At 64.9% G+C, this 14,496-nt stretch carries 12 protein-coding genes; 3 read left to right on the plus strand and 9 right to left on the minus strand.

The features are described 5' to 3' along the window. Positions 1-135: 135 nt before the first annotated feature. From CAL19_RS05100 to CAL19_RS05125, 6 genes are all read right to left on the minus strand, one after another. Positions 136-1,005: a UDP-2,3-diacylglucosamine diphosphatase gene (locus CAL19_RS05100; RefSeq protein WP_026640417.1), complete on the minus strand. Its 870-nt coding sequence runs from the start codon at positions 1,003-1,005 to the stop codon at positions 136-138. A 102-nt stretch (positions 1,006-1,107) separates the two neighbouring features. Then, a complete protein-coding gene (locus CAL19_RS05105; protein WP_094796176.1) occupies positions 1,108-1,617 on the minus strand; it encodes an RDD family protein in 510 nt (169 codons plus the stop codon). 126 nt (positions 1,618-1,743) lie between these two features. Next, positions 1,744-1,929 carry a hypothetical protein gene (locus tag CAL19_RS05110; protein ID WP_038852468.1) on the minus strand — a complete coding sequence of 62 codons (186 nt, stop codon included), beginning with the start codon at positions 1,927-1,929 and terminating at the stop codon, positions 1,744-1,746. 184 nt (positions 1,930-2,113) lie between these two features. After that, positions 2,114-3,628 (minus strand): THUMP domain-containing class I SAM-dependent RNA methyltransferase, encoded by a 1,515-nt coding sequence (locus CAL19_RS05115; RefSeq protein WP_094796177.1) that lies wholly within the window; start codon positions 3,626-3,628, stop codon positions 2,114-2,116. 33 nt (positions 3,629-3,661) lie between these two features. Further along, positions 3,662-4,084, minus strand: coding sequence for a CopD family protein (locus CAL19_RS05120; protein WP_094796178.1), 423 nt, complete (start codon positions 4,082-4,084; stop codon positions 3,662-3,664). A gap of 155 nt (positions 4,085-4,239) precedes the next feature. Further along, on the minus strand, positions 4,240-5,691 hold the full coding sequence (locus CAL19_RS05125) for a bifunctional 2-methylcitrate dehydratase/aconitate hydratase (RefSeq protein ID WP_094796179.1): 1,452 nt from the start codon (positions 5,689-5,691) through the stop codon (positions 4,240-4,242). Between the two features lie 145 nt (positions 5,692-5,836). On the opposite strand from CAL19_RS05125, the gene CAL19_RS05130 reads away from it, so the two are divergent. The 3 genes from CAL19_RS05130 to prpF all read left to right on the plus strand — a co-directional run bounded on the left by CAL19_RS05130 (position 5,837) and on the right by prpF (position 10,442). Then, positions 5,837-6,550 (plus strand): GntR family transcriptional regulator, encoded by a 714-nt coding sequence (locus CAL19_RS05130; RefSeq protein ID WP_026640423.1) that lies wholly within the window; start codon positions 5,837-5,839, stop codon positions 6,548-6,550. Next, positions 6,547-9,162 carry a Fe/S-dependent 2-methylisocitrate dehydratase AcnD gene (acnD, locus tag CAL19_RS05135; protein WP_094796180.1) on the plus strand — a complete coding sequence of 872 codons (2,616 nt, stop codon included), beginning with the start codon at positions 6,547-6,549 and terminating at the stop codon, positions 9,160-9,162. The genes CAL19_RS05130 and acnD overlap by 4 nt, the downstream gene beginning before the upstream one ends. Before the next feature lie 74 nt (positions 9,163-9,236). Next, a complete protein-coding gene (gene prpF / locus CAL19_RS05140) occupies positions 9,237-10,442 on the plus strand; it encodes a 2-methylaconitate cis-trans isomerase PrpF (protein ID WP_094796402.1) in 1,206 nt (401 codons plus the stop codon). Between the two features lie 437 nt (positions 10,443-10,879). Here prpF and prpC read toward each other — a convergent pair whose 3' ends face one another. The 3 genes from prpC to CAL19_RS05155 all read right to left on the minus strand — a co-directional run bounded on the left by prpC (position 10,880) and on the right by CAL19_RS05155 (position 14,259). Beyond that, positions 10,880-12,085, minus strand: coding sequence for a bifunctional 2-methylcitrate synthase/citrate synthase (prpC, locus tag CAL19_RS05145; RefSeq protein ID WP_026640426.1), 1,206 nt, complete (start codon positions 12,083-12,085; stop codon positions 10,880-10,882). A 59-nt stretch (positions 12,086-12,144) separates the two neighbouring features. Beyond that, entirely contained in the window at positions 12,145-13,038 is an 894-nt protein-coding gene (prpB, locus tag CAL19_RS05150; RefSeq protein ID WP_026640427.1) for a methylisocitrate lyase, read from the minus strand. Positions 13,039-13,269: 231 nt separating this feature from the next. Beyond that, positions 13,270-14,259 (minus strand): malate dehydrogenase, encoded by a 990-nt coding sequence (locus tag CAL19_RS05155; RefSeq protein ID WP_026640428.1) that lies wholly within the window; start codon positions 14,257-14,259, stop codon positions 13,270-13,272. Between the last annotated feature and the right edge of the window lie 237 nt (positions 14,260-14,496).

Below are 14,496 nucleotides of genomic sequence, written 5' to 3' on the forward strand. Positions count from 1 at the left end.
CTATGTTGTTAGCGCGCCGGCGAACTGTCCACAGGGAAAGGCCGCCTGGGGCCGGGGTGCCCCATATGCAAGCATGACCTAGAGGGCCGCAGACTGCAACATTCCCATGCCGCTAAAGGGGACGTATAAGGGTTTTTACGGGTGCCGGTCCTGGCGGGTCAAGGCCGATGGTAGCGCTGGCAGCGCCAACGTCCGGCGACGTGGACGGGCGCGTGCCGGCCGCTGGCGGTGGCGGGCGCTCCAGTCCAGCAGCATCAGCTCGCCGTCATGGGCTTCGGCCAGGGCCGACAGGCTCTCGACCCAGTCGCCATCATTGCAGTAAAGCACCCCGCCGACGTCCCGCAGTTCGGGTTTGTGGATATGGCCGCACACGACGCCGTCCAGGCCGCGCCGGCGGGCTTCACCCGCCAGGGCCTCTTCAAAATCGGTAATGAAGGCCACGGCGTTCTTGACCTTGTGCTTCAGATATTGGGATAGCGACCAGTAGTGCAGGCCCATCCGGTGCCGCATGCGGTTGAAGTGGTGGTTCAGCCACAGGGCCGACTGGTAGAGCGTGTCGCCCAGGTGCGCCAGCCATTTGCTGTGCTGTATCACGCCGTCGAATTGGTCGCCGTGCAGCACCAGCAAGCGCATGCCCCGCGCGGTGACGTGAACGTCTTCGTCCAGGATCTCGATATCGCCGAACGCATAGCCGATGAACTCACGGGCGAATTCGTCGTGGTTGCCCGGCACGAATACCACCCGGGTTCCGTTGCGGGCCTTGCGCAGGATGCGCTGCACGACATCATTATGGGCGCGCGGCCAGTGCCAGTGCTTGCGCAGCTGCCAGCCGTCCACGATATCGCCCACCAGGTAAAGCGTATCGGACTCGTTCTGTTCCAGGAAGTCGAGCAGGAAATCCGCCTTGCAGCCGGGCGTGCCCAGGTGCAGGTCGGATATCCAGAGCGTGCGCCAGTGTGTGGCGGACAGGTCGCTCGCGGGGGTGTCGGCGTGCAATGAGCTCATGTCCGGGATGTAACCACCCCGCCATGACTGCCGCGTGACTTTCCGGTGACGGTGTTGTGACAGATGCGAAGCCGGCGTGCCACAGCCGGCCCTGCCGCGGCCCTAGCGTTTGCGGGGCGGCGCGTTGCGCAGGCGCGTTCCCAGCAGCCTGTCGTGCATGAACTGGCCGTCGGGGTCGAACCAGGACCATACAAAGGTCATGAACGGCGCCAGCACAATGAACATGTCCACCGACTTCCATTGTGTGGCCGCCGATGCGGCGGCCACGATGCCCGCGCCCACCAGCACGAGCGGCCATGCAAGCAGATAGCGCGCGACCAGTCGCGGCACCGACGGGGGGCGGCCGTCGCGGTCCACCAACTGGATGTTCCAGGTTTTCATGGGCAGCGTCTGGCCGCTGCGGCGCCAGCACACCAGGAAATAAATGCCGATGGCCACGAACAGCCAGGCTTGCCGCGCATGGCGCAGCATCAGTGCGTGCTTGCTCTGGGTCAGCGTGTCGAACAGGTATCCGGCAAGGAAAACCACGCCGAACAGCAATACGGCTTCGTACATCATGCAGGCGAATCGGCGCAGCCTGCTGGGGGTCGACGGGGTAGGGGTGTGGGTCATGGGGGCGTATTATCCCGCATCCGGGCGGCGCGCCCGGGCGAAAAAAAACCCACCCGTTGCGGGGTGGGTCTTAAAAGGGGCTGTTGCAGCCCCCAAGGGGAAATCGTTACTTTGCCGCGGGCTGCCTCAGGCGGCCGATTGCGCGGCCTTGGCGCCTTCGCGAGCCATCAGCGACTTGATGCCCAGAGCCAGTTTGCGCAGGCCGGATGCCAGGGCGCGCATGGGGCGGGGGCGGAACTGTTCTTCGATGGCTTGCAACATCAGCTGACGTTCGAGTTCGTCGGTCAGGCGAAAGGTATTCGGGTTGATCACGATGGTTCCAGGCTTGCTAAATTCGTGTGCGTTCGGTGACGCTACGGGTTAACCCGAATTTTAGGGTTAACCCTGAATTTATGCAAGCCTTTAGTGCGGTGTGCACTGAACTGGCGCTCATCATGCACCGGCTTGGCGTTTTGTGGCTTGACCGCAACGGTATCAAGCCCGTATTGCTGTTTTTTTACAACGCCGTGGGCGGGCGATCCCGATAGCTCGAGGCCACGAGTTCGAATCCGAACAACCGGCAGTCCAGCGCGCCGTTGTACAGCGGAATGCGGCGCAGTGGCTTCAGGCGCAGGTGCTGCGGCAGATCGCGGTCGCTGGAAATCACATGCAGCTGCCAGCCGGCGTATTCGCGCTTCAGGTGCGCCGACCATTCGCGCCACAGGTCCGATTCGTCGCTGGGCAGCCGCTCGCCGTATGGCGGGTTGGTGACGATCCACCCTTGCTCGGCGGGCGGGGGCGCCGAGCGCGCGTCGCCTACCTCGAACCGGATGCTGTCGGCCGTCAGCCAGGCGCGTTCTGCATTGCTGCGGGCGAAATCGATGGCGCGGGGGTCGAGGTCATAGCCCACCAGCGGGGCGTCCAGCTGCGGCAGAATGCGGCTGCGGGCATCGTCTTTCAGGTCTTGCCAGCGGCGTGCATCGTGATCGCGCAGGCGCTCGAAGCCAAATGGCCGCGAGATGCCCGCGGGCACGCCCAGCGCGATCCAGGCCGCTTCGATCAGGATCGTGCCGCTGCCGCAGAAGGGGTCGAGCAATGCCCCCGCCGGGTCCCAGCCGGCCAGCGCCAGCATGCCGGCCGCCAGGTTTTCGCGCAGGGGCGCTTCGCCCTTGTCGAGCCGCCAGCCCCGCTTGAAGAGCGATTCGCCCGACGTATCGAGATACAGCGTGGCGGTATGGCCGGTCAGGAACAGGTGTACGCGCGCATCGGGACGCACGGTGTCGATACTGGGCCGTTCGCCTTCGCGTTCACGCAGGCGGTCACAAATGCCGTCTTTGGCGCGCAGATTGCAATAGTGCAGGCTTTGCACGGGGCTTTTGATGGCCGAGGTGTCCACGCGCAGAGTCTGCTCGGCGCCGAACCAGCGTTCCCAGGGTACGTCCCGGGCCAGGTACAGGATGTCGTCTTCGTGCGAGATTTCCTCGTGGGCCACCTGAACCAGGATGCGGGTCGCCAGCCGCGAGTACAGGTTGGCGCGCTGCACGCCGGCCCAGTCGGCGCGGAAATGACAGCCGGCGCGCCCGGCCCGGGCATCGGCAAAGCCGAGCGCCTGCATTTCGGCGGTCAGGGCTTCTTCCAGGCCCTGCGGGCAGGGCGCGAAGATGTCGAAGGTTTCCGGCTCGCGCGCTGCGCGCGGCTCGCGCCGCCGTGCGCCGGACGGCCGGTCGCCGGTTTCGGGGTCGCGCGGCCCGAAGGCGCCCGAGCGCGGCGCGCGTTGGCTATCGTCGTGCGTACCGCGCTGGCCGGGCGCCTTCCCGGCGCGCGCGGAGAATGTGCCGGACTCGGCCCGTTGCTGCGGCGCCGGGTGGGCCAGGGTGCGCCCGGTTTTCTCTTTGGCGAGCTCCATCTGGGCTGCCGAGCGTGCGCGCGCGCCGCTGCGCGTGCGTTTGCCGCGATCGCCCGCGGCATGGGCGTCGCGGGCTGTTTTCTTGACCGTCAGGGTCTTGCGGCGGGAGTGATCATCAGAAGGCATGCGAATCCGGGCCGGGGGGCCGGGCAAGGGGCGTCAGAAAGGCTTGAGTACGACCAGCAGCACCACTGCCACCAGCAACAAGACCGGAATTTCGTTGAACCAGCGGTAGAACCGGTGCGAGCGCGTGTTGCGCCCTTGTTCGAACTTGCGCAGCATCCCGCCACAGGCATGGTGGTAGCCGATGATGAGCAGTACGAAGAACAGCTTGGCATGCATCCAGCCGTTGCCGGGGCCCATGCCTATGCCATAGCCCACATACAGCCACAGCCCCAGGGCGATGGCGATGACGGCCAGCATGGTCGTAAAGCGGTAAAGACGGCGTCCCATGGCCACCAGGGTGGACTGCACGGCGTGGTCCGGCTGCTGGGCGAGGTTGACGTAGATGCGCGGCAGGTAAAACAGACCCGCGAACCAGGACGTAACGAAAACGATGTGAAAGGCCTTGACCCAGAGCATGGCGGCGCGTCCGATACAACGAAAGGGAATGGGTGCATTGTAGTCAAGGATGGGGCCTTGCCTGTGCTGCCCCGCCGCCCAACCCGCCGTGCCCGGCCATTCCAGGCAGCGCAGGGCTGCGGGCCTGCATGCGGCGGCCGCCGTCGGTGTGCGGGTCAGATGACGTACAGGTCTACATATTCATGCACGGCCATGGCTTCCAGGGTGTGTTGGTCCAGGGACGCGTCCAGGATGCGGGCCTGTTGGCGCGGCGGGAAGATGCGGGCCAGGTTGGTGCGGAATTTGGCTTCCAGCAACGGGATGCCTTCCTGGCGGCGGCGCCTGTGGCCGATGGGGTATTCGCAGACCACTTCGTCCAGTCGGGTGCCGTCGTTGAATTCCACGGTGAGCGCATTCGCGATGGAGCGTTTGTCGGGATCGTGATAGTCGCGGGTGAAGGCCGGGTCTTCTACGCACACGATCTTGGCGCGCAGGGCGTCGATGCGCGGGTCGGCGGCCACGTCGTCTTCATAGTCGGCCGCGGTGAGGCGGCCGAAGAGTATCGGCACGGCCACCATGTATTGGATGCAATGGTCGCGGTCGGCCGGGTTGTCCAGCGGGCCCTGCTTGTCGATGATGCGGATGCAGGCCTCGTGTGTGCGGATCACGATGCGCTTGATTTCCGCAGGCGACCTGCCGGCGACGAGCAGGCGCGCGTGAATGTCCATGGCGCATTCCACGGCGGTTTGCGCATGGAACTCGGCCGGATACGAAATCTTGAACAGCACGTTTTCCATCACGTAGCTGCCATAGGGCCGCTGGAACCTGAAGGGCCGACCCTTGAACAAAACGTCGTAAAAGCCCCAGGTCTTGGCTGTGAGCACAGAGGGATAGCCCATTTCGCCGGTGCGTGCGATGAGCGCCAGGCGTACGGCGCGGCTGGTGGCGTCGCCCGCCGCCCAGCTCTTGCGGCTGCCGGTGTTGGGAGCGTGGCGGTAGGTGCGCAGGCTCTGGCCGTCGACCCAGGCCAGCGAGACGGCGTTGATGATTTCGTCTCGCGACAGGCCCAGCATCTGCGCCACGACAGCCGTGGATGCCACCTTTACCAGCACGACGTGGTCCAGGCCCACTTTATTGAACGAGTTCTCCAGCGCGATGCAGCCCTGTATTTCATGGGCCTTGACCATGGCGGTGAGAACGTCGCGCATGGTCAGCGGCGGCTTGCCCGCGGCCACGGCGTTGCGCGAGAGCCAGTCGGCGGTGGCCAGTATGCCGCCCAGGTTGTCCGAGGGATGGCCCCATTCGGCGGCTAGCCACGTATCGTTGAAGTCCAGCCAGCGGATCATGGCGCCGATGTTGAAAGCGGCCTGGACGGGGTCGAGCTGGAACTGGGTGCCAGGCACCTTGGCGCCCAGCGGCACGGACGTGCCGGGCACGATGGGGCCCAGGAGCTTGCGGCATGCGGGGTACTCCAGCGCTTCCAGGCCGCAGCCCAGCGTATCGATCAGGCAGTTGCGCGCGGTTTCGCAGGCCGGCTGGCTTTCGACCTGGTAGTCCAGCACGTAGTCGGCGATATCGGCCAGCACTTGGTCGGGTTCGGGACGCAGGTTCGATTCAATGACGGACATGGCGGCTCCTGGTGCAGGCTGCGCGCCGCGCGCCACGCGACGGCAGGCTGGTGGTCACGAAAGCAATTGGATGATTGTTGACAATCTAGCCCTGAAAGTACAATCTGACTATAATTTCCCGGTCTCCATCCGTGAAATTGTCGACATGGACGCCCAAGTCGCAGTATTGCGCCCTGCCGCCGAATCTGAATCCGAAACCCTTGCGGACCACGTTTTCCGCAAGATCCAGGCGGCTATCGTCAAGGGCGAGATCGCGCCGGGCACCAAGATGTCCGAGCCCGAGCTCGCGCGCACCTACGGTATCAGCCGCGGGCCCTTGCGCGAGGCCATTCATCGGCTCGAAGGGCAGCGGCTGCTGGTGCGCATACCCCATGTGGGCGCGCGGGTTGTCTCGCTCAGTCAGCAAGAACTGTGCGAGCTGTATCAGATACGCGAGTCGCTCGAAGGCATGGCTTGCCGACTGGCCGCCGCGCGCATGACACCCGCCGGCGCAGACGAGCTACGCCGGGTGCTCGAGGCCCACGAGCGTGACGAGGCCTTCCAGGCCGGCCGGGGCTACTATCTGCAAGAGGGCGACTACGATTTCCATTACCGCATCGTGCAGGCCAGCGGCAACCAGATGCTGATCCGCCTGCTGTGCGACGACCTTTACCAACTGGCGCGGATGTATCGCATCCAGTATTCGGCCACGCCCAACCGCCCCCGCCAGGCGTACGCCGAGCATCACCGTATCCTCGACGCGCTGGCCGACGGCGACGGGGAACTGGCGGAACTCCTGATGCGCAGGCATATCCGCGCGTCGCGTCTCAACATTGAACAGCAGATCGCGCAGGGCAACCTGCCGCGTACGGAAGCATGAACACCAAATACCGCAAGCCCCTGCCCGGCACCGACCTGGACTACTTCGATGCACGCGCCGCCGTCGAGGCGCTGGCGCCCGGCGCTTATGATGGCCTGCCCTATACGTCGAGGGTGCTGGCCGAGAACCTGGTGCGCCGCTGCGACCCTGCGCTGCTCGACGACGCCCTGCGGCAGCTCATCGAGCGCCGGCGCGACCTGGACTTTCCGTGGTTCCCCGCGCGGGTGGTGTGCCACGACATTCTGGGCCAGACCGCGCTGGTGGACCTGGCGGGCCTGCGCGATGCCATCGCGGAAAAGGGCGGAGACCCGGCCAAGGTCAACCCGGTGGTGCCGGTGCAGTTGATCGTCGACCATTCACTTGCGGTGGAGCACGGAGGGTTCGAGCCCGACGCATTCGCCAAGAACCGGGCCATCGAAGACCGCCGCAACGAAGACCGTTTCCATTTCATCGAATGGACGCGCAAGGCATTTCGCAACGTTGATGTCGTGCCGCCGGGCAACGGCATCATGCACCAGATCAATCTCGAGCGCATGTCGCCTGTCATACACGCACAGGGCGGCGTGGCGTTTCCCGATACGCTGGTGGGCACCGACAGCCATACACCGCATGTAGACGCCCTGGGCGTCATCGCCATCGGCGTGGGCGGGCTCGAAGCCGAGAACGTCATGCTGGGCCGCGCGTCATGGATGCGCCTGCCCGACATCGTCGGGGTCGAGCTCACGGGGCGGCGCCAGCCGGGTATCACGGCTACCGATATCGTACTGACGCTGACCGAATTCCTGCGCAAGGAACGGGTAGTGGGCGCCTATCTCGAGTTCTACGGGGATGGCGCTTCGAGCCTGACCCTGGGCGACCGCGCCACCATTTCGAATATGGCGCCCGAATATGGCGCAACCGCCGCGATGTTCTCCATCGACGGCCAGACCGTCGAATACCTGAAGCTCACCGGCCGCGACGACGCACAGGTGCGGCTGGTGGAAACCTATGCCCGCACGGCGGGGTTGTGGTCCGACACGCTGGCCAATGTACAGTACGAACGCGTGCTGCGGTTCGACCTGTCCAGCGTCGTGCGTACCCTGGCGGGGCCTTCCAACCCGCACCGGCGCCTGCCGGTGTCCGACCTGGCCGCGCGCGGCATCGCCGGCCCGGTGGCGTCGCAGCCCGGCCTGCTGCCCGATGGCGCGGTCATCATCGCCGCCATTACCAGCTGCACCAACACCAGCAACCCGCGCAACGTCATTGCCGCGGGGCTGCTTGCGCGCAATGCCAATCGTGCGGGCCTGGCGCGCAAGCCGTGGGTCAAGACTTCCCTGGCGCCGGGATCGAAGGCGGTGGCTCTCTACCTTGAAGAAGCCGGCCTGACCGCCGAGCTGGACAAACTGGGCTTCGGCATCGTGGGGTTCGCCTGTACCACGTGCAACGGCATGTCCGGCGCGCTCGATCCGGCGATCCAGCAGGAAATCATCGACCGCGACCTCTATTCCACGGCCGTCCTGTCCGGCAACCGGAATTTCGACGGACGCATCCATCCCTATGCGAAACAGGCTTTCCTGGCTTCGCCGCCGCTGGTGGTGGCCTATGCCATTGCCGGCACCATCCGCTTCGACATCGAGCAGGACGTGCTGGGCGTCGATGCCGACGGCAAGCCGATATGCCTGAAGGACATCTGGCCCAGCGACGAGGAAATCGACGCGGTGGTGCAGGCCGCCGTCAAGCCAGAGCACTTCCGCAACGTCTATGAACCCATGTTCGGTATCCGCAACGAGCGCCGCGAGGCCGTCAGCCCGCTGTACGACTGGCGCCCGCAAAGCACGTATATCCGCCGCCCCCCGTATTGGGAAGGCGCGCTCGCCGGCGAGCGCACGCTGCGCGGCATGCGTCCGCTGGCGCTCTTGGGCGACAACATCACCACCGACCACCTGTCGCCGTCCAACGCCATCCTGCCCGACAGCGCCGCGGGCGAATACCTGGCCAGAATGGGCCTGCCCGAAGAAGATTTCAATTCGTACGCGACGCACCGGGGAGACCACCTTACCGCCCAGCGCGCCACATTCGCCAATCCCAAGCTCTTTAACGAGATGGTGCGCGATGCCGATGGCAAGGTCGTGCAGGGGTCGCTGGCGCGCGTCGAGCCCGACGGCAAGGTGATGCGCATGTGGGAAGCCATCGAGACCTACATGCAGCGCAAGCAGCCGTTGATCATCGTGGCCGGCGCCGACTACGGCCAGGGCTCGTCGCGCGACTGGGCCGCCAAGGGCGTGCGCCTGGCCGGCGTCGAGGCCATCGTGGCCGAAGGTTTCGAACGCATCCATCGCACCAACCTGCTGGGCATGGGCGTATTGCCGCTGGAATTCAAGCCGGGCACCAACCGCAGCACGCTGGCGCTGGACGGCACCGAAACCTACGACGTGATCGGCGTTCGACAGCCGCGCGCCGACCTTACGCTGGTTGTGCACAGGCGCAACGGCGAAACGCTGCAGGTGCCCGTAACCTGCCGGCTCGACACCGCCGAAGAAGTCTCCATCTACGAAGCGGGCGGCGTGCTGCAGCGCTTTGCGCAAGACTTCCTCGAAGCCGAGGCGGCCGCCGTCGACCAGAAGGCGGGCTGATCAGGCGGGCACGCCTGCACACGCGGTTACTTCGAAACAGATCAAGAATGGTTCAGATTATTCAGGACGGCAACATGGCCCATGCTCCCCAGATCAGGATACCCGCCACCTACATGCGCGGGGGCACCAGCAAAGGCGTGTTTTTCAAGTTGACGGACCTGCCCCACGCGGCGCAGGCGCCCGGCCCCGATCGCGACGCCTTGCTGCTGCGAGTCATCGGCAGCCCCGACCCGTATGGCAAGCAGATCGACGGCATGGGTGGGGCGACGTCCAGCACCAGTAAAACGGTGATCCTGTCGCGCAGCAGCCGGCCCGGGCATGATGTGGACTATCTGTTCGGCCAGGTGTCGATCGACCAGCCCTTTGTGGATTGGAGCGGCAATTGCGGCAACCTGTCGGCCGCGGTGGGCCCTTATGCGATCGCCAACGGACTGGTGGACCCCGAACGGGTGCCTCGCGACGGCGTTGCGGTGGTGCGCATCTGGCAGGCCAACATCGGCAAGACGATCGTCTCCCATGTGCCGATGTCGGGCGGGCTGGTGCAGGAAACCGGCGACTTCGAGCTCGACGGCGTGACCTTTCCGGCGGCGGAAGTGCGGCTGGAATTCATGGACCCGGCCGACGAAGGCGAAGAGGGCGGGGCCATGTTTCCCACGGGCAACGTGGTTGACGAACTGGATGTTCCGGGCGTGGGCAGGTTCCAGGCCACGTTCATCAATTCCGGCATTCCCACGATTTTTCTGCAAGCCGAGGCGCTGGGCTACACGGGCGCCGAATTGCAGGACGACATCAATGGCGATCCGGCGGCGCTCGCGCGCTTCGAGGCCATAAGGGCGCACGGCGCCTTGCGCATGGGCCTGATCAAGTCGCTGGAAGAAGCCGCCGCGCGCCAGCACACGCCCAAGGTGGCGTTCGTGGCGCCGCCGCGCGACTACACCGCGTCCAGCGGCCGGCGCGTCGCGGCCGGCGACATCGATCTGCTGGTGCGGGCGCTGTCGATGGGCAAACTGCATCATGCAATGATGGGCACGGCCTCGGTGGCCATTGCCACGGCCGCAGCCGTGCCGGGCACGCTGGTCAATCTGGCCGCCGGCGGCGGCCAGCGCGATGGCGTGCGGTTCGGCCACCCGTCGGGCACGCTGCGCGTGGGCGCGCAGGCGAACCTGATCGACGGCGAATGGAAAGTCACCAAGGCCATCATGTCGCGCAGCGCGCGAGTCCTCATGGAAGGCTGGGTGCGCGCGCCGTGGTCGCCTGCCAGCGGACCGGCCACGGCCTGAGCGTCAGGTGTCGGGCTCTTTGGGCGCTTGAGCGTCAGGTGTCGGGCTCTCTGTGCGCCTGCGTGGCGGGTGGCACACGTCCTGTGTGGCTGCGTGTCTGGCACCTTGAGCGCCAGTACGCTGCGTGTCTGACACCTTACGCGCCAGTGTGGTGCGTGTCTGGTGTCAGACACCCTGCGGGAGTCAGACACCAGAGGGCATACCGGCGTCCCGCACCTGCCGGGCGCCATCACACCGGTGTCTCTGGAAGGGCGTCTGACGTCTTTAAGCGCCAAAACGCCGGTGTCTGACTCCCGAAGGGTGTCAGACACCTTTAACACTGCAAGAGTGCCAGACACCTCTAGACTCCAGACACCTTCAAGCCCCCAAAAGACCTGTCCTTCAAAACAAAAAAGGCCTGGGCATGCGCCCAAGCCTTTTCTTTTTTCGCGAGCGGCTTATTTGCGCTTGTCGAGCGGCACGTACTTTTGATCTTCCGGGCCGACGTAGTTGGCGGTGGGGCGGATGATCTTGTTGTCGATGCGCTGCTCGATGATGTGCGCCGACCAGCCGGCGGTGCGCGCGATGACGAACAGCGGCGTGAACATCGCAGTGGGCACGCCCATCATGTGATAGCTGACGGCCGAGAACCAGTCCAGATTCGGGAACATCTTCTTGGCGTCCCACATTACCGTTTCAAGACGCTCGGCGATGTCGTACATCTTGGTGCTGCCCGCCTTCCTGGACAGCTTGCGCGCGACCTCCTTGATGACCTTGTTGCGCGGGTCGGACACCGTGTATACCGGGTGGCCGAAACCGATGATGACTTCCTTGGCCTCGACGCGGCGGCGGATGTCGGCTTCTGCTTCGTCGGGCGAGTCGTAGCGCTTTTGCACTTCGAAGGCGACTTCGTTGGCGCCGCCATGCTTGGGGCCGCGCAGCGCGCCGATGGCGCCCGTGATGGCGGAATAAATATCCGACCCCGTGCCCGCGATGACGCGGCTGGTGAAGGTCGACGCGTTGAACTCATGCTCGGCGTACAGAATGAGCGAGGTGTGCATGGCGCGCACCCAGTCGTCGGACGGCTTTTCGCCGTGCAGCAAGTGCAGGAAGTGCCCGCCGATGCTGTCGTCGTCGGTCTGGACGTCAATGACGCGGCCGTTGTGGCTGTAGTGATACCAGTACAGCAGCGCCGACCCCAGATTCGCCATCAGCCGGTCGGCGATGTCGCGCGCGCCCGGGACATTGTGGTCGTCTTTTTCGGGCAGCACGCAGCCCAGCACCGATACGGCCGTGCGCATGACATCCATGGGGTGGCTGGACGCGGGCAGGGTTTCCAGGGCGTCCTGCAATTGCGCGGGCAGGCCGCGCAGCGCGCGCAACTTTGCCTTGTACGCTTTCAGTTCGGCCTTGTTGGGCAGCTTGCCATGCACGAGCAGGTGGGCGATTTCCTCGAATTCGGCCGTGCCGGCGAAATCCAGAATGTCATAGCCGCGATAGTGCAGGTCGTTGCCAGTGCGGCCAACGGTGCACAGCGCCGTATTGCCGGCCACCACCCCCGACAGTGCAACGGACTTCTTGGGCTTGAACCCGGTTTTCTCCTCGGCTTGCGCGCTTTCTTTCTTGGCGGCGGGCGCGCTTGGTTTCTTTTGCGAGGTGCTCATGTCTCTGACTCCTTGCCCATGCGGGCGTCGATGGCGTAAAGAATGCCGGTATAGCGGATTTACTTCGCTTTGCCTTGCTGGAACAGCGCATCCAGTTGCGCTTCGAACGCGTGATACTCGATACGGTCGTAGAGCTCGTCGCGAGTCTGCATGGTGTCCAGCACGTTCTTCTGGTGGCCGTCGCGCCGAATGGCCTGATAGACATTCTCGGCCGCCTTGTTCATGGCGCGGAAGGCCGACAGCGGGTACAGCACCATGCCCACCCCCACGCTGCCCAGTTCCTGCACGGAAAACAGCGGCGTCTTGCCGAATTCGGTGATGTTGGCCAGCACGGGCACCTTTACCGCCTTGACGAAGCGGTCATAGGTGGGCAGGTCGTAGGCGGCCTCGGCGAAGATCGCGTCGGCGCCGGCCTCGACGCAGGCCAGCGCGCGCTCGATCGCGGCGTCCACTCCGTGCGACGCAATGGCGTCGGTGCGAGCGATCAGGTAGAAGTCGGAGTCGGTGCGCGCGTCGGCGGCCGCCTTGACACGGTCGGCCATTTCCTCGGTGCTGACGATTTCCTTGCCCGGGCGATGCCCGCAGCGCTTGGCGCCAACCTGGTCTTCGATGTGGCAGGCCGCTGCGCCGAACTTGATCAGGCTTTTCACCGTGCGGGCAATATTGAATGCCGACGGCCCGAAGCCGGTGTCGATGTCGACCAGCAGGGGCACGTCGCACACGTCCGTAATACGGCGCACGTCGATCAGCACGTCATCCAGCGTGTTGATGCCCAGGTCGGGCAGGCCCAGCGAGCCGGCAGCCACGCCGCCGCCGGACAGATAAATGGCGCGATACCCCGCACGCTTGGCGAGCAGGGCATGGTTGGCATTGATGGCGCCGATGATCTGCAAGGGGGATTCTTCGGCCAGGGCCTGGCGGAACAGGGCGCCGGGGGATGCGGGTCGGGTCATGGGTCAGTCTCCGAGTAAGACACAGACGCTCGCTCGGGCGCCCGGCCTGATTGTTATAGCGGAAAGCGCCGCGTGCCCGGACGGGCCCGGGGCTGCGCCATAAATCTGGGCCCTTGCCGCCGGCAGGCAAATCGGCCGGGAAAGACACAGGTTTATTGCGTAGGCGGCAGGAGCCTGACACCCGGGGGTGTGAGGCTCCTTTATACAGAGGGAAGCGCGCAGCGCTTCGGGTTACTTCAGCAAGTCTTTGACGCCGTCGCGCTCTTCGAGCAGTTCTTTCAGCGTGAAGTCCAGGCGCTCGCGCGAGAAGGCATCGATTTCCAGGCCTTCGACACGCTTGTATTCGCCGTTTTCGGTAATGACGGGCACGCCGTAGATGATGCCTTCGGGGATGCCGTAAGAGCCATCCGACGGGACGCCCATGGTGACCCACTTGCCGTTGCTGCCCAGCACCCAGTCGCGCACGTGGTCGATGGCGGCGTTGGCGGCCGAAGCAGCCGACGACAGGCCGCGGGCCTCGATGATGGCCGCGCCGCGCTTGCCCACCGTGGGGATGAACTCGTCGCGGTTCCAGGCGTCGTCGTTGATCAGGTCTTTGAGGCTCTGGCCGTTGACGGTGGCGAAGCGGTAGTCGGGGTACATCGTGGGCGAGTGGTTGCCCCACACGACCAGTTTTTCGATGTCGGCCACGGCCTTGCCCGATTTGGCCGCCAGTTGCGACAGCGCGCGGTTGTGATCCAGGCGCAGCATGGCAGTGAAGTTCTTGGCCGGCAGGTCGGGCGCCGACTTCATGGCGATGTAGGCGTTGGTGTTTGCGGGGTTGCCCACCACCAGCACCTTGACGTCACGGCTGGCCACATCGTTCAGGGCCTTGCCCTGGGCGGTGAAGATCTGGGCGTTGACGCTGAGGAGGTCTTTGCGTTCCATGCCGGGACCGCGCGGGCGCGCGCCCACCAGCAGGGCGACGTCGGCGTCCTTGAATGCGGTGCGCGGATCGCTGTGCGCGGTGACTTCCTGCAGCAGCGGGAACGCGCAGTCATCCAGTTCCATGATGACGCCTTTCAGCGCTTTCTGGGCCTTTTCGTCGGGAATTTCCAGCAGTTGCAGAATGACCGGCTGGTCTTTGCCCAGCATCTCGCCCGAGGCGATGCGGAACAGCAGGGCGTAACCAATTTGGCCGGCGGCGCCGGTGACGGCGACACGCATGGCGGGCTTGGACATGAAGGTTCTCCGTAATGAGGTCGGTGAGAGAAAAAATCTCGCCAAACAGTGTAAACGCTGGGCACGGCTGCGTGCCGCCGGAGGGCCGGCAGATTGCTGTGAATCCTAGATGGATTTTATGAGCGCGTCAATTGCTCTTATATCTTATATAAGACATAAGACGTTGGACAATCAAGGCGGCGTTGTGCCACAATGATGCGTTTGCCCGGTACCCCGAAACACGGGTCTTTATCCGGC

Origin of the sequence: Bordetella genomosp. 7, from assembly GCF_002261265.1 — a bacterium.
In the GTDB taxonomy this organism is placed as follows: Bacteria; Pseudomonadota; Gammaproteobacteria; order Burkholderiales; family Burkholderiaceae_B; genus Bordetella_A.